We start from the raw sequence: 23,865 nt of genomic DNA, 5'->3' as shown, positions 1-23,865 counted from the left end.
CCTCTCCAGCCAGCCAATACACTTACGGAATACGCCTGACCAGGAGACACAATGAACTTTAGTTCATTAATCTGCTTAATCAAGAGACAGCCACCTTTAGAACGAACAGCATTATTGTCCCGGCACAACCCGTTATTCTGCTTTTCACAGCATCAGAGTCTCATCCAACCGCTCCCCGGAGCCGGCGAAAGGCAGCACGGGTAATGCAGTGAATCAGCGGCGCGGCTACAATGCGCTCTTTATCTGTCCACGGTTGCTGCCATGTCCCTGCCTGCCCACCATATCGAATTGCTCAGTCCAGCGCGTGATGCCGCCATTGCCCGCGAAGCCATCCTGCATGGCGCCGATGCGGTGTACATTGGCGGGCCCGGCTTTGGCGCGCGGCACAACGCGGCGAACAGCGTGGCCGACATTGCCGCGCTGGTGCCCTTTGCCCACCAGTACCATGCGCGAGTCTTCGTCACCCTCAACACCATCCTCCACGATGAGGAACTGGAACCTGCGCGCCAGCTGATCCACCAGCTATACGATGCCGGAGTGGATGCGCTGATCGTGCAGGACATGGGCATTATGGAGATGGACATCCCGCCGATCGAGATCCACGCCAGTACCCAGTGCGACATCCGCAGTCTGGAGAAAGCAAAGTTTCTTGGCCAGGCCGGTTTTTCGCAACTGGTACTGGCACGCGAACTCAGCCTGGAACAGATCCGCAGCATTCATCAGGCGGTCGACACCCCGCTGGAGTTCTTTGTCCACGGCGCCCTGTGCGTGGCTTTTTCCGGCCAGTGCAATATCTCCCATGCACAAACCGGGCGCAGCGCCAACCGCGGTGATTGCTCGCAGGCCTGTCGCCTGCCCTACACCCTGACCGACGAGCATGGCGGCGTAGTCGCCTATGAAAAACACCTGCTGTCGATGAAGGACAACAACCAGACCGCCAACCTGGGTGCTCTGGTGGATGCCGGCATCCGCTCGTTCAAGATCGAAGGCCGTTACAAGGATGCCGCTTATGTGAAGAACATCACTGCCTGGTACCGCCAGCAACTGGATGCCGTTCTCGCCGAACGCCCGCATCTGGCGCGCGCCTCCAGCGGCCGCAGTGAGCACTTCTTTGTGCCTGACCCGGACAAGACCTTCCATCGTGGCAGCACCGACTACTTCGTGACTGAACGCAAGCTGGATATCGGCGCCTTCGATACCCCGACCTTTACCGGACTGCCGGTCGGTGAACTGCAACAGGTACGCAAGCACGACCTGCTGGTCAGCAGCCAGGAGCCGCTGAACAACGGCGATGGTCTCAATGTGCTGGTCAAGCGCGAGGTAGTGGGCTTTCGCGCCAACATCGCGGAACTGCTCAGCCAGCATCAGGACGAGAGCGGCCAGCCGCGCTGGCATTACCGCATCGAGCCCAACGAACTGCCTGCAGCGCTGCGTCGCGCGCGCGCCGGCCAGACGCTCAACCGCAATCTTGACCACAACTGGCAGCAGGCACTGCAAAAACCCTCCGCTGAACGCCGCGTTGGCCTGCGCTGGTTACTCGGTGGTGACGCCAATGCATTGCAACTCAACGCACGCAGTGAAGAGGGCGTGACCGTCAACCAGACGCTGGAAGGCCCCTTCGAAGCGGCGCAGAATACCGAACGGGCGCGCAGCCAGATCGAAGATCTGCTGACCCAACTGGGTAATACGCACTACCACTGCGCAGGCATTGAACTGGCACTGGTGGAAATACCCTTCGTGCCGCTGTCGCGCCTCAAGGCGCTGCGCCGCGCACTGATCGAACAGTTGGATAACGCTCGCCTGGCCGCCCACCCACGTGGCAGCCGCCAAGCCATCAGCGTACCGCCACCGATCTACCCGGATTCACACCTGAGTTTTCTGGCGAACGTGTATAACCACAAGGCGCGCGCCTTCTACCAGCGTTTCGGCGTCGAGCTGATTGATGCCGCCTTCGAGGCACATGAAGAAACCAGCGAAGTACCAGTGATGATCACCAAGCACTGCCTGCGCTTCTCCTTCAATATGTGCCCGAAACAGGCCAAGGGCGTGACCGGCGTACGCAGTAACGCCAAACCCATGCAGCTGGTGCACGACAACGAAACCCTGACGCTGAAGTTCGACTGCAAACCCTGCGAGATGCATGTGATCGGCAAGATCAAGGGCAATATCCTGCGCCAGCCGTTACCCGGCAGTCAGGCCACTATTGTGGGCTCGATTACTCCGGATGAGCTGCGCAAGACGATCAAAGCGCAGCCGCGATAGCGGAAATAAAAGCGCGACCTGCCAGCTATTCGCTACGGATAAGTTCAGCAAAAATGTACCCTTTGCCGCGAACCGCCTTGATCGGACAGTCATCACAGTATTCAAGCAACTTTTGCCGCAAACGGCTGACCAGCTTCTCCAGACGGCGCTCATCGTACAGGCGATAGTCTTCACCCAAAGCATGGATCATCTGTTGTCGCGAGAGTGATTCGGGGTGTTCTGCTGCCAGGGCGTTGATCAGCCGCACTTCCTGAACCGTCAGCGCCACAGCAATACGCCCTTCCGGGCTCAACAACTGCATCCGTGAGGGCTGTAAACACCATGCGCCTTCAGTCTGCTGCCGCCTCTTGCGACGTAGCAAGGCAGTGATGTAACCCAAGAGCTCTGCATGCTCAAACGGCTTTCCGACATAGGCATCAGCACCATCCATCAGTCCGCGTACACGGTCATCCAGGCTGCCACGGGCACTGAGAATGATAATCCCGATTGGATCCTGTTGCCGACTCAGTTGTTGTGCCACCTCAAGTCCATCGGCATCTGGCAGACCAAGGTCAAGCAGCAAGACATCAAAGGCACTGGCTCGATGTGCCTGCATGAAATCGGCTGCTCTACTGAAGCCCACCGCTTGCCAGTCCTGATCGTTCAGCAGATCAAGCAACTCTTCTCGCAGGGGAGGGTTATCCTCCAGTACCGCAATGCGATGGCTTTCATGCATTGTCGCCCTCCTCAGCATCAAGGATATAACAAGCTATCCGGGTACCTTCCGTACCGCTATCAACGTCAAGTTTCAATGCATAGCGCCAGACCAGTTCATTGACAATATACAAACCCAGGCCAAGACCTGGTACCTGTGCACCCTCATTGGCACGAAAATAGCGATCAAACATATGCTTGCGCACATGCTCACTCAGCCCCGGCCCGAAGTCGCGAACTGCCCAGCACACCCCACCTTCCTCCCGGGCAATATAGACCTGAACCGGAAACAGGCTGGGACTGTATTTCAGGGCATTGTCCAGCAGGTTGCGCAGCACTACACCCAGCAGCTCTTCGGGAATGCTCGTGTGCAGTTCCAACTCACTCAAAGAGGTATTGAAGCGTATCCGTTCCTGCTGAAGAGCCGGGAAGCTGTCGATCAATTTTTCTGTCAGGGCAAGCAGGTCATAATCATGGCCGATACTTGCCTCATCCCCGGCCGGATCGAAGCGATTGCGCATAATGCTGATCTGCAAAAGATCGCCTATACGCTTCACCGCATCACGCAGACGCTGCACACGTAATTCTCGCTGCCGCCTGGCGTCCGCCTTGTCCTCCAGGCGCAGCAAGGACTGAGCGGCACTGTCAATAATGGCCAAAGGGGTACGCACTTCATGGGAAAACATCGCCGTAAAGGTTTCGTGCATTTTGCGTGTTTGCCGTTCAAGGCTGGCCTGATCTTCCGCCTGACGTGCCTCCAATAGAGTCTGGGCAAGCACCCGTTCTGATTTGCGCACACTGAACATCAATACGAAGTGCAGGATTAACTGACATGAGAGTATCAACAATGGCGCGATCATGATGCTGTAGCGGGACATTGGAATGAGTCCGCTGACATAGAGAGCATTGGCCACAACCAGCAGGCTGAACACCAGAAAACCCGATACGCGCGCGATCTGCTCGCTATCAAACACTCGCCACTGCAGTGCGAGCGGCAAGATAACCAGGGGTGGCAGGACCATCAGCCCCCAGCTGGCATAGGCCATACCTTGCGTAAAGCGCTCCTGAAGCACCATAAAAAGTGCCAAAGCCACCAACCCTATTCCGCACATGAACAGTGAGGCAATAAGGCGTCGGTAGCGACTGACAAAACTCAGCAAACGATAGAAGAAAACAAACGCCAGAAATCCATTGATCACCAGCGCGTACTGCATCCATTTGTTGGCTGTGACCGAATCCACCGATACAAACCAGCTCTCAATCAGACCAGAAGCAAGTAAAACCACACTGATCAGGCCTGCCTCATAGGCAACAAAGTACAGAAATATCGACTTGCGCAACCAAAAGCCATTGAGCAGATTGATCAGCAGGATGACAACCAGCAAACCGATAAAAAAGCCCTCGGAAAACACCCGGCTGTCCAACACTGCAGCCAGCTTTTCCTGCGGAATCAACTGCAACAACAGAATAGAGGTGCTGGTTGTCTTTAATCTGACCAGCAACTGCAGCTCGCCCGTGGGCAACTCGCCGCCGACCAGGTGTAACCGTGGATGCAGGTCATGTTGCGTGTCTCGCTGCATGTCACCGGCAGCCCAGTGGGCTACCAGCCGGCCATGCTGCAGCCAGTAGGCATCTACCTGGTCAAGGTAGGAGGGTTGTGCCATCAGCGCCCAGAAGGGCGCTGCATCTGCCGGCCTGAGCACCCTCGCACTGATCCAGAATGCCGAATCGCTATAACCGGCCGACAGCCCAGCGGGAATCGGGATGAAGTCACCGGCAGCATAGGCCTGCATGACAGCCGCAAGATCCATTGCATTGCCTGGGTCTTCAAGCACTGACAATTGACCGCTATCCAGCGTCAGCGCACGCTGATCCAGCACTGTGACTGTGGCGCTTGCTTCAGACCATACCAGTACCAGCAATGCCAGGGCGCAAAGCACTCTGATCAAAAACCACCCTCCCTGACCAATACCGAGAGCACACGTCGAAGCTGCAAGCCCAGCCAGCTGCGCGACTTGCCCTTGATCAGCAGCTCGCCGGTAAGGCGCAGGCTACTGAGATCGACAGCCGGATCCAGCAACTCGAAGCGCACCCGGTAATAGGCATCCTGTGGCTGCAAACCCTGCGCCCCGGCCCGCACCGCAATAGGCCCACCAGACAATGAGGACAGCTCTGCATAGGGCAACACATGCAGGGCGCCAAGATCGATGCTCGTCAGTTCTGCCGGCAGTCGGGGTAGCTGCCCATGATCGGCAATGAAAAATGCCTGCTGGCCGGGTTCCAGCAGCTCCAGATAACGCTCGGGCACAAAGGCCTCAAGCTGGGCACTGCCTTGTTGGGTGACGCTGAACAGGGGCTGATCGGCCATCACCCACTGGCCGGGCTGCAGGCTTTCCAGCCAACTGATCTGCCCGGCAAAGGGAGCAAGCAGAGTCAGACCCTCGCGTTGTTCCGCCAGCGCCCGCAGACGCTCTTCCAACTGCTGATAACGCTGTCGGTTAGCCGTCTGCGCAGCCTTTTCTTCCAGCGAGGCCGCCTGGCGCTGTAATTTGACCGCGAGCAGCGCCTGCTCCTGGCTGGCCAGCTGCCAACGCTCTTCCAGCGTCGGGGAGGTCAACTCAAGCAGCGCCTGATCCGCAACAACCCGCTGCCCCAGAGATACCTGCAGGCCGCTCACCTGGGCGGCTTCAGGAGCAAAGACGCGCTGGTGTTGCTGCGCTTTCAGCAGGCCCGGCGCCTGTACATCAACCGCTAACGGCAGGGCCAGCCAGAGCAGCAGCATAACCGGCACTGCCAGCAAGAATCGTCGGCGCCAGGACCAGGAAAAGTCCGCCTTCCGTTCCCACCAGACACGCATTTCCTTGGCCACAGGCATAAGAACAAACCAGATAATTTCAACGACAAACAGGAGTATGCCCAAAACCTTGAAGAAAAAGTGGTAAACCAGCAAGGCAATACCGATAAACAGGAAAAAGCGATAAATCCAGGTCCCCCAGGCATACAGAATCATCCAGCGCGCCCGCTGTCTGGGCAGCGGCTCAGGCGCGGGGTCCTGCAGCCCCCACAACCAGCGACGCAGCTGCCAGCGGCCGAGGGCAAAGGCACGGGGTTGCAGGTTTTCCACTCCCATCAGGTCGGACAGGGCAAAATAACCATCAAAGCGCATAAAAGGGGTGATATTGATCAGTAGCGAAGTCACCCAGCTGGTAGTAGCGACGAAGAAACACGCACTGCGCACAACACCATCGGGCAACAAGCTCCAGAGCAGGGTCGCAATCAGTGCCAGATACAGTTCGGTGCGAACCCCGGCAGTGACAATCCGCAGGCGGTCGACCCGGGAGCGAAGCTGCCAGGCATCGGTGGTATCGGTGTAGAGCACCGGGAACATGACCAGAAAGGCCACCCCCATGGAGGAGACCCGACAACCCAGTCGGCTGGCCACCAGCGCATGACCCAACTCATGGGCGCTTTTTACCAGTACCAGGGTGATGCCATAGCCCAGCAGACCTTGCCAACTGAAGAAATGCATGAAGGTCGCAACGAAGGCATCCCACTGACGTAATACCAGAAACACACCAACCAGCCCGGCCAGGAGCACCAGACGTTCGCTACGCGAGGTCAGCAAGGGCGCGAGAAAAGCAGCCAGCTGCCGTAACCAGGGGTCCGGCCGCAGCAAAGGAATACGGATAAACAGATAATTGTGCAGCAGCCATTGCCACCAGGGCGGGCGGGCCTCTCGGGCCTTGCCGACAAAATAGCCCACTGCCGCGTCGGTCCGCGCCTGCACCAGATTATTGGCCACCAGGAAATCGTTGAAGGCGGTGATATCCTCCTCGGCGTAATCCAGCCCCTGGCTCGCCAGCTGCTCACTCAGTTCGCTGGCGGTCACGCCCGGCTGCCAATAGCGCACCAGCGCAATGGCGTCCTCGGCCAGGGTAAAGTAACGGTTACGCACCCGGTCACTGAGCAGCCAGCGCGGCGCCCCCTGCTCATCTGCCGCACCGGGCAATAACTTGAGATCCTGACGCAGGGCTGACAGGCGTACCGCTACCATCCCATCCACTGCCTCGCTGCCGTGATAGGGCGCCGGAACAGATAGAAAAACAGCGTCACCCGCTCACCATAGACCTTTGCCGTACCCCGCATACCCAGACGCGGCAAGGGCTCGGCAGACGCATCCAGACTGGCCACCAGACGGTAGAACATCTGCTGGCCACTGTCTTCACTGGGCTCATAGGCGGCATGGCGCAATTGTCCGGACAAGGGCTGCAAGGGCGCCCGATCCAGAAACAGGCGCACCGCGGCCTGCTCTTCCAGTGCAATCGCATCCTTGACCGGCAAGCGGATCTCGATCTCCACCCGCTGCGGATCTGCCACCAGCAAAATCCGCTCGCCGGTTTGTACCGGGCGCCCCGACCAGGCTGCCGGGTCGTCCAGCACCACCACGCCCGGGACTGCGGCACGGATACTTGCCCGCTGCAACCGCTGATGCGCGTACTCACGCTCGATCTCGCGCATGCGCACCGTGGTCTCCAGCTCAGCCAGACGGGATTTTTGTCGCGGATCAAGGAAGCCACTTTGCTGCACGGTTTTCAGCTCGGCCTCGGCCAGCAGCAGCGCCTGATCAGCCAGTTCTGCTGCGCTGGCCAGATCAGAGGTCTGCAGGTTGGCCAGCACCTCACCCTCAGCCACGGCCTGGTTCGGCTCAACCATGACCCGGTCGACGGCACCATCAAGCGGGGCGGTTGCTACCCAGGGCTCACGGGCAATGATCTGTGCCGGCGCCAGCACACTGACCCGCACCGGCCAGAACATCAATGCTGCCAGCATCGCCAGAATAATCCAGTTACGGCGCCGGTTGCGCCAACGCGGACGCCAGCCCTGCCAGGGGTTTTGCTGACGCAGAGCAAAGAGTGCATGCCCGGCGGAAGCGGCCAGATGCTGACTGATACCCAGCTCAGCCTCGCTCCAGCGGCGATCATTGAACAGCAAATGTACACCGGCAATGCTGCCCTCTCGCGCCTCTACCGGCAGCGGCTGCCAGAGCAGAAAGGGCGGCAAACCGAAAGCCCGCCAGTCATCAGCCACATTATCCGGCAGGTCATCCGCCGTCAATATGGCCTGCTGAGCGGCCAGCCCGCTGCCCACCTGGTATTTGATTACCCGTTCCACCCAGACGATATAGGGGGCGGTAAAGTCGACCGTCGGCACATCCGAGGCCGCCACCACCGACAAGGCATCCAGCGCGCTACCCTGAGCCAGTACGGATTGTACGTAAGGCACGCACTGCCCTGTCTGGTTGACCAGGGTATAAAACAACTGCGCAAGGTCTGATGCCTTGCGCAGTTGTTGTTCCAGCCCCAGCAGCGCTGCAACCTTGTCACTCACCCGCGTCTCCTCAGGTTGATCGCAGCAAACTCAACAACTGATCGCCATAGCCGTCACGAGCCTGCAGCTCAGCCTCAAACTGACCCTGCAAGGGCACAAAGCCGGTTTCCGGCTCAGGCTCAGCCTGAATCTCAACGTCAGGGCTGACAGCACGGCGGAACAGCTCATCCAGATCCAGCTTCAGCTCCAGCATGCGCACCTGACCATCACTGCCGATGGCCTGCACCCGAACCACCACCTCACGCACGCCATCCGGCGGCGTATTGATGCTGACGGCACCGGTATTGCGGTCCACGCTGATCCAGTCAGGCAGCCGCTCACCGGAGCCCAGACTACCCGTGTACTCCTGCAGGGACGTAGCCGAGTTGGAATCCTGAATCCGGATCAGGGCTGATCCGTTGTCGGGCCGGTCAATGCCGGATACCGTCAGACCAACGATACTGAAGGCCTCCTGCTGGGCATCGGTGAAGCTCACCACGCCATCAGTACCCACGGTGACATCAACCGCCGCACGTACGCTTGTGCGTCCATCAGCGCCAGTGGTGGCGATGGCTACTGCTCCCGGTTCCGACAGCAGTACGACGTCATCACCTGCAGGCGCCGATGAACCCTCGGTATCGCCACCAGCCAGAGGTGAGTTGGCATTAAGGTCTTCACCGGCATTGTCGTCGCCACTACCGTCAGCTTCACCCACGTCAAACGGCATGGAGGCCGCAGGCTCAGCACCACCCTGATTGCCGCCATCAGGCATACCAGGCGGCATAAAGCCGGTGCCATCAATCACGCTGTTACCTGCTGGATTGTTCGAAATCAGGCCAGCATCCAAACCCGGTCCGGTACCCGTATCACCCACCGGAGTCGGTGCCGGCGGCGTTACCTCAGGCGCTGGCTGCGGTGCCGGTGGCGGTGTCGGCACTTCGGCCTCAGATACCAGTGCAGTTACCGTCATGCCGAAGCTGCGACTGACCGAAGCGCCCTGTGCATCGCTGGCGGTGATCTGCACATTGAACACCCCGGGCTCGGTCGCTGTGCCACTGATCACACCTGTCTGCGCATCGTAAACCAGCCCACGGGGCAAGCCGGTTACCTCATAAGTCAAGGTGTCTCCATGATCAGCATCGGAGAAACGGTCGGCCACATCCAGCCCGAACTCCCGCCCCTGCTGCCATACCTGATCAATGTCCAGCGCATCGGCAACCGGCCCGTCGTTGGTGCCGCGAATCAGCAGGCTGATCACGCTACTGCTGGATGCCCCCTGATTGTCAGTGACGGTGAGCGTATAACTGAAGCTGATGGTGCTGTCTGCTGCCAGAAAGTCCAGATCCAGATCATTGGCCGTGTACTGCCAGGTCAATTCACCCGGTGCGTCGAGACCGTTTGGCTGCGGCACAGTAAAACCGGCCAGCAGACGCTCGGCCAGCTCTGCCGGCAGACTGGCTACGATCTCGCCAGTCGCATCACGCCAGCCGAGATCATCGTTGCTATCAAAACGGACGCTGACGCGGTCATTGCTGTCCAGATCGTTGAACCGCACCAGACCGGACTGGTTCAGGCTCTGACTTTCCGCATCCGTTGCCTCGACGAAGGTTTGCGGGGCCTGGATTTCGATCTCCGGTGCATCGTTGGTACCAACAAGGCGGAAATCAATCACTGCGGTATCACTGTCACCCTGATTGTCAGTAACCGTCACGGTATAGCTGAAGGTAATAGTTTCATCAACCGCAAGGAAATCCAGATCCACGCCATTGACCAGATAGTCCCAATTGATGGTGACCGGAGTATCTGCTGAAGAGGTTGGCGGAATATTGAAACCGGCCAGCAGACGCTGCGCCAGTACAGCATCCAGGCTGCCACCGCTCCAGCGGATATCATTGTTATGCGCGTAGCTGACTGTTTCGACATCATTGACATCACTGTCACCGAGGCCAACCGTACCGGATTGGCGCAACACTTGTGCGGAGGCATCGCCAGCTTCGGCCATGACTTCAGCCGGGGAAACCTCAACAACCGGTGCATCATTGGTACCGGTAATGATGAAGCTGACCGTCGTGGTGTCTGTGGCACCCTGTGGATCCGTTGCAGTCAAGGTATAACTGAAGGTAATGGTTTCACCTGCGGCGAGAAAATCCAGATTCACCGCACCGACCGCATAGGTCCACTCCAGCGTACCGGGAGCCTCCAGATCAGCGTTGGCCGGAATACTGAAACCCGCCACCAGCGCATTGGCCACCGCCGCATTCAGAGTACCGCCGCTCCAACTGATGTCGTTGTTGCTCACTGCGGTAATGCTCAGGGTGTCATTGACGTCCAGATCATCAAAACTGACCACGCCACTGTCGCTCAACGCCTGGCTGCTGGAATCGCCCGGCACTTCAGTGATCGGGTCAGCGGCCTCGGCATTGATCGTCGGCGCATCGTTGGTACCGGTGATGGTAAAGGTCACGGTATCCGTATCCGTCGCCCCTTCGCCGTCGGTTGCCGTCAGGGTATAGCTGAAGGTGATGGTTTCACCGGCAGCGAGGAAGTCCAGGTTTACCGCGTTGACGTCATAGCTCCAGTTGGTGCTACCCGGTGCTGCTGCACCGGTGGTCTCGGGAATACTGAAACCCGCCACCAGCGCATTGGCCACGGCCGAATCCAGGGTGCCGCCGCTCCAGACAATGTCATTGTTACTGGCCGCGGTGATGCTCAGGGTGTCATTGACATCCAGATCATCAAAACTGACCACGCCACTGTCGCTCAACGCCTGGCTGCTGGAATCGCCCGGCACTTCAGTGATGGGGTCAGCGGCCTCGGCACTGATGGTCGGCGCATCGTTGGTACCGGTGATGGTAAAGGTCACCGTATCGCTGGCTGTGGCTCCCTGGCTATCGGTAGCAGTGATGTCGTAGCTGAAGCTGATGGTCTCGCCTTCGGCAAGGAAGTCCAGATTCACTGATGCGACGTCGTAATTCCAGTTAATGCTGCCCGGGGCTACATCGCTGGTCGCCGGAATACTGAAACCCGCCACCAGCGCATTGGCTACGGCCGAATCCAGGGTGCCGCCACTCCAACTGATGTCGTTGTTGCTCACTGCGGTAATGCTCAGGGTGTCATTGACATCCAGATCATCAAAACTGACCACGCCACTGTCGCTCAACGCCTGACTGCTGGAGTCACCGGGCTCCTCGGTAATGCCATCTGCCGCTGCCGCCGAGATGGTCGGTGCGTCGTTGGTACCGGTGATGGTAAAGGTCACGGTATCCGTGTCCGTGGCACCCTGACTGTCGGTCGCGGTGATCGTGTAGCTGAAACTGATGGTTTCACCGACTGCGAGGAAATCCAGGTCGACGTCATTCAGCGCATAGGTCCAGTCCACGCTGCCCGGTGCTGCTGCGTCGGTGGTGGTCGGGATGCTGAAGCCACCGACCAGGGCGCTGGCCAGGGCGCCATCGAGACTGCCACCACTCCAGCTGATGTCGTTATTGCTGGCGAAAGTGATGTCCACCGTATCGGTGGTGTCCAGATCGTCAAAGGTGATCTCACCGCTATCGCTCAGGTCCTGGGCACTGGAATCACCGGGGGCTTCGGTAACAGGATCGGCCGCTGCCGCCGAAATGGTCGGCGCGTCGTTGGTGCCGGTGATGGTAAAGGTCACGGTATCCGTGTCCGTGGCACCCTGACTGTCGGTCGCGGTGATCGTGTAGCTGAAACTGATGGTCTCACCGGCTGCAAGGAAGTCCAGGTCGACGTCATTCAGCGCATAGGTCCAGTCCACGCTGCCCGGTGCTGCTGCGTCGGTGGTGGTCGGGATGCTGAAGCCACCGACCAGGGCGCTGGCCAGGGTGCCATCGAGACTGCCACCACTCCAGCTGATGTCGTTATTGCCGGCAAAGGTGATGTCCACTACATCGGTGGTGTCCAGATCGTCAAAGGTGATCTCGCCGCTATCGCTCAGGTCCTGGGCGCTGGAATCACCGGGGACTTCGCTAACAGGGGCCGCCGCTTCAGCCGAAATGGTCGGCACATCATTGGTACCCGTTACCGTAAAGGTTACTGTTCCCGGAGCACTGACTGCACCATCATTATCTGTAGCGGTGTAGGTGAAGCTGACCTGTCTGCTTTCACCGACCGCCAGATCATCAAAGTCACTGTTGGCTGCAAAGGTGTAGGTACCGTCACTATTGAATGTCAGGCTACCCTCGGCAACATCGGTCACCAGCTGGTAACCGACAATGCTGCCATCCACATCGGTGGCAGCAGGCACATTGGAAGCCAGGCTGTCATTTTCGGCCGCAGTACCACTGCCTGCACTCACCACAGGCGCGTCATTGCTGCCAACAACAGTCAAGGTCACTGTAGCCACCTGACTGACGGCGCCCTGGTTATCGGTTGCCCGATAAGTGAAGGTTACTGCAGTGGTTTCACCCTCTGCCAGATAGTCAAAATCTGTGCCCGGATCAAAGTTGTAAGTACCGTTGGCGTTAAAGCCCAGTGACCCTCTGGTGACACCACTGACCAGCGCATAACTGGCAATGCTACCGTCTACATCGGTTGCCGCGACACTGGCACTGAAAATCTCGTTCTCACCCAGTGAGCCGGAACCATTCTGCGCCACCGGTGCATCATTGATGCCTTCGATAACCACTTCTACCACCTGGCTGGCGGTGGCACCAAAGGAATCTTCCGCAGTCAGGGTATACTCCAGCTTGAGTGTTTCACCCTGAGCCAGAAAATCAAATCCTTCCGAGCCGGCATCGAAGGTCCAATCAAAATTACCTGAGGTACTGGCAGCATCCACTACAGTGGTCGGTGTAACCGACAACATGGACAGCAATGTCGCCTGATCGGGCACGGCTGAACCCAGCGCAACAGGATTACCCTGTGGGTCAAACTGCCCTGCACTGACTGAGCTGGGTGCAAGGGTTACCACGTCCCCGGTATCAACATCGGAAAGAACGTATTCTCCACTTTCAATTAGCTGCCCACCTTCTACCAGATTGGCAGAGGCTGCAGCTGAAACCTCGGCGATAATGGCGTCAATCTGCTGGGTTGAGCCGGCGGCGTAGAACCAGTCAAAACTCTGGGTTTCACCGACTGCCAAGTCATCCATTCGGACAAAGAGCGCATAGCCACCATCCTCTGACGGCTGATCGAAGACCGATTGCGATGGGTCAATCGCCGGCGTGTCCCTTGTATCAGTCAACGTCCAGCCATAATCCCGACCAATAATGGTATCGGCTTTCTCGGAGGTACTGAAAAACAGTACCGCCGTATCATCACTGTATACCTTGATCGCTTGCCCTTGTTGACCGGTCGCCGTGTTGACTTCGAAAGACCCACCCACCAGGTTGCCCTTCTGTTTCGCTGGCATGTCTGAACCGGCAATATAGTCATCCTGTGTACCCACCCATACCCGCAGATTGGTAGCCTCACTGGAGCCAATATTGGTAACAAAGGTGCGAGTTTCCACATAGGCAGAGCTAGCCGGCAACTCGTAGACATGCGTCACTGCCAGCTGGGCACCGTTGATAGTGATCTCTCCGCGCCATACCAGAGTGCCGCTACCGCCACTGAACCCACTGGTGTCCACAGTGATGTTGCTGAAAGAGGGTGCCAGATTGACATCGCCATTCAGATTCCAGTCACTGGCACCGTCACCATTGACGCCCAGTGCCAAATTCAGCGCATAGTCTGAAAAGGTTAATTTGAAATCCTGACCATTGTCATAATAGAACGGCTGCTCCAGCATGCCGGTCATGGCGTTGATGGAGTCCTGAGCATTGCTGCCAAAACGCAGCAGGCCGTTATCCAGTACTTCTAGTCCATCCCCTGGCGCAACACCGCCGCTCAGGTCAGGCGGTGTTGTGGTGTCGTCTACTTCCGTGATGGTGCCAAATACCGGGGCGTCATTGGCGCCATTGATATTGAAAGTAAGGGTTTTCGATACCGTGGTGGTGCCATCGGTTACTGTCACGGTAAAGCTGTCGACCTCTGCCGTAGTCAAGGCATTGATGGCTTCAGAATCCGGCGTATAGGTGTATTCGCCGGTCGCCCTGACCACACGCAAGGTACCGAAGCTACCCGCCAGAGCAACATCCTCCACCAGGCTCTGGCCACCATCAATACCGTAAAACAGCTCACTGTCCGGCGTATCAATATCGGATGCCGAGAGCGTGCCGGTCAGCTCGGCAAAGGTATCCAGCTGATCAGTATCATTGACCTCTTGTGCCGCCGGCTGGTCCAGAACCGGGGCATCATCCACTGGCGTAATACTGGTATTCAGATTGACGGCACTGGTCGACACCGCGTTTTCACCACCGGTTACGCCGGTAGCGGTCGTATCAAAGGACACCCGGTTTGTGCCATCGGTAAAGATGACAGTGTTAAGACTACTGTCGACCGCGTGCACATTCAGGCTACCCGGTGTGCCGTTATAGTCGGCTGCCGGAACAAAACGCAGACTGGCATCGCGTGAGAGCAACAGACCATCGTCAGCGGCGACATCGCCAATGGCATACCAGTTGCTGCCATCAGTGCTGTATTGCCACTCACCTTGTGCCGGAACACTGCTGTCACCGGTCACTATGATGCCGGACAGTGAATCCGGTGGAGTGAACGCCTCATCCGGGTCATCAAAAACGCCATCAAACAGGCTACCAACGCTACTGCCGGCAGGTGACAGCGTATCTTCATTGACAGCAGCCAAAGTAGCATCACCCGAGAAAGATGGGGCATTGTTGATCTGCTCTACCTGCAGGGTAATGGTATCGGAACCCACACCACCGGCACTGTCTCTGGCAGCAATGGTAATTGTGCGCTCCACCTCTGTGTCATCGGCCGTGCTCTGGTAGGTCACCTGGGAAGCAATCTTGCTGGCGACGGTATCGGTCACCTGCTGACTGGAGATGAGGCGGATGTTGTCAACGTAAAGATTGGAGCCAACAGCAAGGCCGCCTGTACCGTCGTATGTGCCCCCGACAAACTGGAAGCGATACTCACCCGCGCTCAAACCGGTTTTATCCACCCGGACAAAACCGCCTGTATCAGCACCACGTTCAGCAAAGAGCACTACGTTATTGACACTATCATTCGGGTTATCACTGATAAAGTTACCACTGCCATCCACCCGCCGCAGCAAACCGAACACTTCGTAATCATCTGTATTGCCAACTGCCTTGAAATCCAGGGAGATGGAATCGCCATTCTCCACCGTAATCACAGTACTGGTGGCATAGGGGCCATGAATCGAACCGTAGCCATCGGCCTGAAAGCTGCCAAAGGGATCCTGATCAGTACTGACTATATTTCCTGAACTTCTCAGATAAAGAGCTTGAGTACCGTCCACACCAGTTCCTGCTGAGATACTGGCCTGCGGACTAAAGCTACCGGATGAGGCTTGCACATTTGTGGTACCTGTCCCACCGTTATAAACACTATTGGAGTCACTGTTGTTGGCCAGCGGTATAACGTAATTATCGAAATTGATTTCACCCGGGTTGTCGCCATAAATCTGACTAGACAATGTCCAGTTGGCCGTGCCTTCCTCAAAGCCCGAATTGGGCAAAGGCGAGGACAGCAGAATCTTCAGCGGCTGCCCATTGACGCCATTTTCCACCGAGTCAATCGAGCCAATACGTTCACGGTCCGACCCATTACCCCGATAGACATCAATGCCTACCACCGAGATAGCGCCTTCGGCATTTACGTCATCGGCATCCTGCAATACAAACTGGTCGCCACTGGTGGGGTTTTCAACGGAAAAACGGATATAGCCTTCACGGTAGTCACCGCCACCACTGAAGCTGATGCCGGTATCAATGGTGACAGGGTCACCGCCTTCGGTGTAAATCACCGAATCCGCCACCGCGTTCACGGTCGGAGCCAATACGCTGTCAAAATCCGTTGAAGTCAGGGCAAAGGTTTCAATAGCTCCGCTTTCCACCTCCAGTTCCCAATCCCCACCCAGGCGTGCTGCACCGGTCAAGTCATCCGAAGCCGCCACATCGGCACCAGTGATTCCGGCCAGGGCATCAATAAAACCACGCCCTTGTTGCTCGGCACCCACGTAGCAGCCGTACAGCATCAGGTCAGCATCGTCACTGAGTGACTGGCCAAGAGTAGACAGCAGTTCGCTATTGGCCGCCAGATTATCGGCATTCAGGGTCAGGGAGCCCAGGCGCAGCTCACCCAGCTCACCGTGGGAAAGAATATGCAGAGCATCGATGTCTGACTGCCCCTGCAAAGCGGCAACCAGCTGCTCCAGACCGTTCTCGCTACCGTCGATCAAGATGGTTTCGGTATAGGCACCCAGTTCAGCCAGCAAATCCTCATGGCCGTCAACACTGGTATCAATGACCGCCACTTCTCGACGCACTGTCAACTCGCGACCGACCGGTGTCGGTGCGGCGAAATGCATACTCTGTTCGGCTGATTCGCCATGCACTGCGTCTGACTGCAGCTCAACGTCTGAAAGGGCTTCAGCCGCTGTAACCATCACCGCACCATCGAGCAAAATGCGTGACTCCAGGGCCATGATCAATGGCTTGCGACGAAATCCACTTTGTCCGATTTTATTCTGCTTGCTCATATTCCCTTCCCCTTACTGACGGGCACCTATTGCTAGCCCCGGGCGATACATCTTTACGGGTGTTCAGCCTCGGGCATGAACCTGGCACTTGCGCTCATACCGGGTACCAACAACCCGGTATCGATCAGTTCAGCTCGCAACGTCACGGTTTGACTGACCGCATCAATGGCCGGGTTGAGTGCAATCACTCGTGCCTCTGCCATTGTTTCAATATTCTCCACCAGCAATTGCAGAGGCATACCTGGCTTAAGCCAGCGCAGCCACTCTGACGGCACCACCACTTCAGCCTCAAGAGCACCCGTAGAGAGCACTTCGATCAGTTCTTGTTGCTGGCGAATAACTTCATGTTCATTGACCAACACACTGACCACACGACCATCCCAGGGCGCACGAATGTTGCAGCGCGACGTATTCAGCCGCGCAATGGTCAGCGCGGCCCGGGCCTGGGCAAAGTCAGACATGGCCAATGCCACTTCAAGCTCGCCAATGGCGTTAAGCGCTTCCATCTCGCTGGCGTTATCACGCCGGATACGCGCAGCCTGCAGCTCTGCTGACACCTTCTCGGTCTGCGCCTGATACAGCGCACAGTCCAGCGCCACCAGCACATCCCCCTTGGCGAAGGCATCACCGGCCCGCAGGGGCAAACGCTCGACCCGCGCTGCCAGCTCGCCGGAAAGCACCGCCCGCTGGCTGGCTTTTATAACTGCCCGCGCCGTATAGTCGGCATTCGCCAGCGCCGGGAGCAGTAGCCCCGCAAGCACCAGCAAACTGGCCCATAAACGCATCAACCCACCTTGCCTTCAGCAACGATTGCCGGCTGCTGGGTAACATCAACCTCATCATCAGCCGGCGCCTCTTCTGCTACCGGCGTTTTCTGCGCCTGCCAGGCGGCAAAGCGTTGGCGAATCTGCTCACTCAGATCCTCCAGCGTCACCTCGGTGTACCCTTCGGGCAGCAGATCCATCCCCATGCTGACGAAAATTCGCCCATAGCTGTTTTGCAGATCAGCATAAGCGACATCACGGCGCAGCTCGGCCAGCAAGGCGTTCAGGGATTCGCGGATATTATCCAGCTCAGAGGAACGCTGACTGGAGGCAGCGTTGGCCGTTTGCTCGCCAATGCGCTGAGCCACCTGCAGGTAGCTGTCCGCCAGATCAAAGCTCTTCAATGCCTGCTGATAGCGGATATGCGACAAATGCACCTGAGTAAGCACGGTCATCGAGGACGCCAGACGCTGCTCCTCGGCCAGCGCTTCACGAGTCTTTGCCAGCCGCCGTTCGGTACCTACACGGAAGACGTCGAACAGATTCCAACTGACCTGCGCGCCAAAGCTGGTCCAGTCCTGGTTGAGCAGGTAATCATTGCTGTCCTGATAGACCCCCGCAGTCAGGTTGATCCCGGGCAACATATCCAATAAAGCGGCCCGTGCTTCGGCGGCAGAAATGCGTTGCTGATAGCGACTTTCCAGCAGTTCGGGACGCTGTTGCAGCGCCAGCTCCTCCATCTCGTTCAGCGACACACCCAGTTCCGGCATGGTAAAGGACGGATTACCGACATCCGCCAGCTCGAAAGCCGTGCCCGGCTTCAGCCCCATGAGCCCGGCCAGTTCTGTTCTGGCACCGGACAGGTCCAGACGCAAGGCCTGCAGGGCACGGAGGATGTCCAGCAGCTCGCGCTGATAGTAAAGTGCTTCCAGCGGAGCCCGCAGGCGCTGGCTTTCCACTTGACGGGAATTGGCCAGAGCGTCACTGGCTTGCTCGATCAATGGATCAATCTTGACCAGCAGGCGCTCGGCAGAGACGGCACGCCAGTATGCAGCCCGCACATCCTGCGTGATGTTATGCACCACTTTGCGCTCCCTCTCCTTGCTGATCAGGTAACGATCGGCATGCTGTTGGGCGCGCACATAAGAAAGGCCGAAATCCAGTACATTCCAGGTAAAGCTGATATCTTCCGTGTGCCGGCTTTTATCCTGCGAGACCGAATAAGAGGGGTTCTCACCCAGGGGGCCAGGCTTGCCGTCATCAAAGACCACACTGGCCGATGCCGCATACTCACTACGTCGCGAATAGCCTGCCGCCGCAGTCAGTTCGGGCAACATGGCATGCCTGGCCACTTCGATCTGCCCCTGAGCCAGCGCCGCTTCGAGGGTTTTCAACTTCTTCTCGCGGTTGTTCAATACTGCCCGGGCAATGGCCTCATCCAGACTCACCGCACCACTGACCGCCTGATCGCGGAACAACAAGGACATATCCTCACGGGACGATTGGGCCACCTCGGCGGGAGCAATAATCTGGGGATTTACTGAGCAGGCACTGAGGGTAGCAGTCAGCGAGACTGCAAGAATCGACTTCTTGAACATGTGGGTCTGACCTTATTGTTTCGTCTGATAGCAGAAATATGGCGATCTGATATCTTATACCAGCCAATAAATCGCTAAAGCTGACGAAAGCTGACCACGCGGCAGTTTGTTGATCCATATCAAAAAACGGCCGACCGCACCCTGTCGTAGTTGTCGATGCAACGCCCCGCAGGTAGTCAGGCGTCGTTGAGAATCCGTAAAATCTGGAAAGCATACTTTCGGTAACAACTGAGGAGAACTCATGCTGACACGGTCAACCAAAACCGGTCACTTTATTAAGTTCTCCCTTAGTCACCAACAGCTTTAGACGTCAAGTGAAATAACGCGAATTTGCGCCAATAACTCATCTATTAGCTCACCCGGGGTGGCCTGCGTCAGCAGATTGGCTTGTTAGAAGCTGGCGCCGCTGCCAACCAGCCCCGTGGTGTGGAAACTGGAAAACTCCGAATAACGCCTTAGCCTGCTGAGGGTTTCTTGTACGGAGTCAGCGTTCTGCTCAATGCCCTTGTCCGGAATGCCCAACAGAACGGCGGCGTTCAGAGGGGATTGCGCCCAACCAATGCGATTCCTGTATGGTTATTTTACCCATCCATGACAGGAGAGCAGCATGACAGCCCCCTTGATTACGCGAACGCTACTGGCAGCTTGTACCGCCGGTATCATGACTGCCGGTTTTATCGGTGGTGCTGCGGCCGAGGTAACCGGTCAAACGTCTACCTATGATGCCGAATTGTCCGGCTTTGCATATGCCTACCCGGTCGAGCGCTTCAGCTTTCGCTCACAGGGCCAGAACCTGCAGATGGCCTATCTGGACATTCACCCGGAAGAGAACAACGCAAACGGCAGGACCCTGGTGCTGATGCATGGCAAGAATTTTTGCGCTGGCACCTGGGAGGCTACCATCGCCGAACTGCACAAAGCCGGGTATCGGGTCATTGCGCCGGATCAGATAGGCTTTTGCAAGTCGTCGAAACCCGAGCATTACCAGTTCAGCTTCCATCAGTTGGCTGCCAACACTCAGGCATTGCTGGAAGGGCTTGAGGTTGAGAAAGTCACCGTTATGGGCCACTCCATGGGTGGCATGCTGGCAACGCGCTTCGCGCTGATGTACCCGGTGCTGACGGAGCAACTGGTCATGGTCAATCCGATCGGCCTGGAAGACTGGAAGGCGCTTGGCGTTCCCTACCAGAGTATTGACGCAAATTATCAGGCCGAACTGGGCAAAACTGCCGAAGGGATACGCGCTTATCAGAAGTCCACCTATTACGTGGATACCTGGGAGCCGGAATATGATCGCTGGGTCGACATGTTGGCGGGTATGTACGCCGGTGAAGACAAGGAACTGGTCGCCTGGAATCAGGCACTGACTTCGGATATGGTCTTCACACAGCCGGTAGTGCATGAGTTTGACCAGCTCCAGATGCCAACCTTGTTATTGATTGGCGAGAAAGACAACACCGCTATCGGCAAATCACAAGCCCCCGAGGAAATACGGAAAACTCTGGGACGCTACGACGTACTGGGAGAACAGGCGGCCGGGTCTATTCCGCAGGCAACCTTGGTGGAATTTCCTGACCTGGGACACTCGCCACAAATCCAGCAGCCCGAACGCTTTCATAAAGCGCTGCTCAAGGGGCTGGCGGGAGACTAGTTACTGGCACTCTTGTGATCTCCCGCTTCAGAAGCTATTCCACGAACCAACTAAAAGGCTCACTTCAAGTGAGCCTTTTAGTTGGTTCCATCATGCAGCGGCTACTCCCATCGGCCAGCTGGGTCGGAAGGCGGATTACAGGTCTGGATGAGCATTTCGACAAGGCTTCAGTTTGTGAGGCCTGGAAATGAATTATTGATCGATGACACAGACAAACTCCCCCACCACGCGATACCTCAGAGCTTCATCTTCGGTCAGCTCAAGGGTTCGAAAGTTGTCATCATAGGAGTTGGGTTTCAGCCGAATACAAGCGTGCTGCCAGCTATGTTCATTCTGGCTTTTCAGGCTTTCGTACACCTTGACGGTGTATCGCGAGCCGGAGTCTGCATCAATGGTGTCGATGCACTCGACGAGCACGGTTTTGCCATTGCGTGAGCCGCCAGGGTCCGGGCGGAACAGGCACAGGGAGTCATTAGGGATAACCCGATTCATGGACTCCCCGATCACCCGGCAGGCAAACATACCTTCACGCACCCGTTCACTGGCAGGCGCAGCAATCCAGTCACTGTGTTCTGCCGTCTGCATGTCACTGAAATCGCCGGCAGCCACTTGCAGGTCAAAGAGCGGAACCGCGTTGACGAAAGGTACAAGCTCTGTGACCTTGGCTGCTTCTGGCTCTGACTTACTGGCAGCGTGCACCGGAATGTGTTGCTTGAGATAGTCACGCAGAACGTCATCACAGGCATACACAAAGGTTCCGCGAATACCTCGCAGCATGATGGTCCGGTAGATATTGATGATGTACTGCTTCAGCTCTGCCGGATCCTTGATGCCCTGGCCCCCAGTGCGGTCGTAGTAGCTGTCCTTGTCGATCACAATCGAGTGGCTTGCCGGGTCATAGCGGATCTCTTCACCGAAGATGATGCCGGCATAGTTGAGATCGTAACCCTGCGTGGTATGAATGCAGCCGACTTCCAGGTGTGAGCCCTGTTTGTTGATCCAGTCCGTGTTGGTGCTGTTCCAGCGCAGCTGGACATCACCGATGACGATATCATAGGCGGTTGGATCTTTCTTCGACGCCCACGGCCAGGCATAGCCTGCAATCAACCGCGACAGCCCAAGCTGTTGCTCCTGCTCGTTGATGGCATCCACCATATCCCTGAGCGAGTCGAACACCTCAAACTGGTAATTTTTGGCCTTGAACACAGTGCCGCCACCCACACGGCAATTGAGCAGATTGTCGACAAAGTCGACATAGGGCTGCCCTGCCTTGACGCGGAATTGGGACAGCAGCCGGTGCGATACGGATTCGGGGGCCGCTTTTAATGTGAGGAAAACCTCAACGTCTGCGTCAGAGGGCTTGATGGATTGCCCCTGATCATAAAAGAAAATGGCTTTGTTGGACTGCTGACAGACCCAATCCACCTCACTACAGCTGTACCTGTCCAGACCCAGCGCGTCGCAGGTCTTGTCGAAGGTGCCAAAATAGGCGCCCAGATTCTTCCGCTTGCGCAACCGATGGGATTCGTCCACCAGCACGATATCGTAGTGTTGGCGGGCAAGCTCGGATGGGCTGATAACCATACTCGGGCTCAGACCCGAGACATGTTTAAAGGCCTTTTTCAGCGTAGTGCGGAACGACGTCATGGGCACCACCAGCGCCATTCGCGGTGTGGGTATCAAGGCCTTGAGCCGGGTCACCAACGACTGGATTTCGGCTTCCTGATCGTTGAACTCTCGTAGGTCCAGCCGATGGCTTTCCGAGTTAAGCAGCTTGAACAGAAAGATGGCCAGAACCGACTTGCCCGTTCCGGCGCCCCCTTCGATCACGACGTTCTTGACCTCAGGGTTGAGCAGCTCATGCATGATTGCGAGCAGACCCTGGCGCTGATCGAATGACAGAGCCTTGTAGGGGGAGTATTTGAATACATCGGAATTATCCAGATGCTCAAGGGAGCGGGAAACCACACCGCGGGCGATCAATCGATTCCATACTTCCCGGAACACCTCATCGTATAGAGCGTCCCGCTGGTAATAATTGTGATCTGCCAGCCCCAGATTGCCGTTCATCAGGGTGTATTTGCCATCGGCAGCCATATATTTGATCAGCATCGACTCAACATCCAGTGTGGCGGATTTGTTGAAGTATTCGCTGGTGATCAAATGCACGGCGGTAAGCAGCTGCTTGTCGTCATGCTTAAGGTGTGTGCTCATGCGGGTAAGCGCATCGGTGGTTTCACCAATGTAGGCACGCCGCTGTTGTTCGTCACTGAGTACGTACACCAAAGGCCAGCTGCCGGTGGCAAAGGCGTTGTCGCGCAAGCCATCCAGTGCTTCCCGGCTGAACGGGTAACGCTGGACCTCCACCATTGGCGAGCGACTCATAGTTCGGTGTACTTCGTCGCCGTGCCCTTGGCCTTGCTGACCGGGTATTTCTTTTCGTTCAGTGCAATCTTGTCGAGAACGATTTTTTCGACATCCAGGTCATAACTGTCTGCCAGTAGCAGCGCATAGGCGATGACGTCGGCCAGCTCCTCTTTCACCTTGTTGAGATCAGCCTGCTCCGGCGACTTCCAGAGGAATACTTCCAACAATTCTGCCGCTTCAATACTCAAAGCCAGCGATAGATCCTTTGGATTGTGAAACTGCTTCCAATCCCGCTCATCCCGGAACTGCCGCAGCCTTGCGATTGCTTCTTGCATCTGCTCTCCCCGATTTTTTCTTGGCGTCGTCAGATAATGCCAGACGACCCGTGCGCAGAGAACCTCCAATCATTTAAAGGGCGGCCGCTCGTTACTATCACTGATCATCAGATACAGCAGTCGCGGATTGAGAAAAAGCTATTCATCGCCTGTAGCTTTTTCCAGAAACGCCCCAACCTCAACCCCTTGCTTGAGATAGCAATCGCCAGCGTTGATGCCGCCAAAACATGATTACACA

At 57.1% G+C, this 23,865-nt stretch carries 11 protein-coding genes; 2 read left to right on the top strand and 9 right to left on the bottom strand.

The features are described from left to right. Positions 1-261 precede the first annotated feature (261 nt). Positions 262-2,262, top strand: coding sequence for a peptidase U32 family protein (locus BLU07_RS01790; protein ID WP_092383554.1), 2,001 nt, complete (start codon positions 262-264; stop codon positions 2,260-2,262). A 25-nt stretch (positions 2,263-2,287) separates the two neighbouring features. Here the strand turns inward: BLU07_RS01790 and BLU07_RS01785 are convergent, their stop codons facing one another. Genes BLU07_RS01785 through BLU07_RS01755 form a run of 7 tightly spaced genes read right to left on the bottom strand, consistent with a single transcriptional unit; the run spans position 2,288 to position 19,274 of the window. Continuing rightward, the gene (locus BLU07_RS01785) at positions 2,288-2,977 is read right to left on the bottom strand and encodes a response regulator transcription factor (RefSeq protein ID WP_172830083.1); all 690 of its coding nucleotides are present in this window, start codon (positions 2,975-2,977) and stop codon (positions 2,288-2,290) included. Then, positions 2,970-4,895: a sensor histidine kinase gene (locus BLU07_RS01780; RefSeq protein ID WP_231701716.1), complete on the bottom strand. Its 1,926-nt coding sequence runs from the start codon at positions 4,893-4,895 to the stop codon at positions 2,970-2,972. Before BLU07_RS01780 ends, BLU07_RS01785 begins: the two co-directional genes overlap by 8 nt. A gap of 5 nt (positions 4,896-4,900) precedes the next feature. Then, on the bottom strand, positions 4,901-7,009 hold the full coding sequence (locus BLU07_RS01775) for an HlyD family efflux transporter periplasmic adaptor subunit (protein WP_231701715.1): 2,109 nt from the start codon (positions 7,007-7,009) through the stop codon (positions 4,901-4,903). Next, positions 7,003-8,343 (bottom strand): efflux RND transporter periplasmic adaptor subunit, encoded by a 1,341-nt coding sequence (locus BLU07_RS01770; RefSeq protein WP_092383547.1) that lies wholly within the window; start codon positions 8,341-8,343, stop codon positions 7,003-7,005. The genes BLU07_RS01775 and BLU07_RS01770 overlap by 7 nt, the downstream gene beginning before the upstream one ends. 10 nt (positions 8,344-8,353) lie before the next feature. Next, a complete protein-coding gene (locus BLU07_RS01765) occupies positions 8,354-16,912 on the bottom strand; it encodes a VCBS domain-containing protein (protein WP_092383545.1) in 8,559 nt (2,852 codons plus the stop codon). 53 nt (positions 16,913-16,965) lie between these two features. Continuing rightward, positions 16,966-17,697 (bottom strand): efflux RND transporter periplasmic adaptor subunit, encoded by a 732-nt coding sequence (locus BLU07_RS01760; protein WP_092383543.1) that lies wholly within the window; start codon positions 17,695-17,697, stop codon positions 16,966-16,968. Beyond that, the gene (locus tag BLU07_RS01755) at positions 17,697-19,274 is read right to left on the bottom strand and encodes a TolC family protein (protein WP_092383541.1); all 1,578 of its coding nucleotides are present in this window, start codon (positions 19,272-19,274) and stop codon (positions 17,697-17,699) included. Before BLU07_RS01755 ends, BLU07_RS01760 begins: the two co-directional genes overlap by 1 nt. A gap of 607 nt (positions 19,275-19,881) precedes the next feature. Here BLU07_RS01755 and BLU07_RS01750 point away from each other — a divergent pair. Further along, positions 19,882-20,925, top strand: coding sequence for an alpha/beta fold hydrolase (locus BLU07_RS01750; RefSeq protein WP_092383539.1), 1,044 nt, complete (start codon positions 19,882-19,884; stop codon positions 20,923-20,925). 192 nt (positions 20,926-21,117) lie between these two features. Here BLU07_RS01750 and BLU07_RS01745 read toward each other — a convergent pair whose 3' ends face one another. Both BLU07_RS01745 and BLU07_RS01740 read right to left on the bottom strand, forming a co-directional pair. After that, complete coding sequence (locus tag BLU07_RS01745; protein ID WP_092383537.1) at positions 21,118-23,310, bottom strand: DUF2075 domain-containing protein; 2,193 nt, start codon at positions 23,308-23,310, stop codon at positions 21,118-21,120. Further along, on the bottom strand, positions 23,307-23,627 hold the full coding sequence (locus BLU07_RS01740; RefSeq protein WP_092383535.1) for a nucleotide pyrophosphohydrolase: 321 nt from the start codon (positions 23,625-23,627) through the stop codon (positions 23,307-23,309). The genes BLU07_RS01745 and BLU07_RS01740 overlap by 4 nt, the downstream gene beginning before the upstream one ends. Between the last annotated feature and the right edge of the window lie 238 nt (positions 23,628-23,865).

Origin of the sequence: Halopseudomonas salegens, from assembly GCF_900105655.1 — a bacterium.
Lineage (GTDB): Bacteria > Pseudomonadota > Gammaproteobacteria > Pseudomonadales > Pseudomonadaceae > Halopseudomonas > Halopseudomonas salegens.
This window is presented reverse-complemented; position numbering and strand designations above follow the sequence as displayed.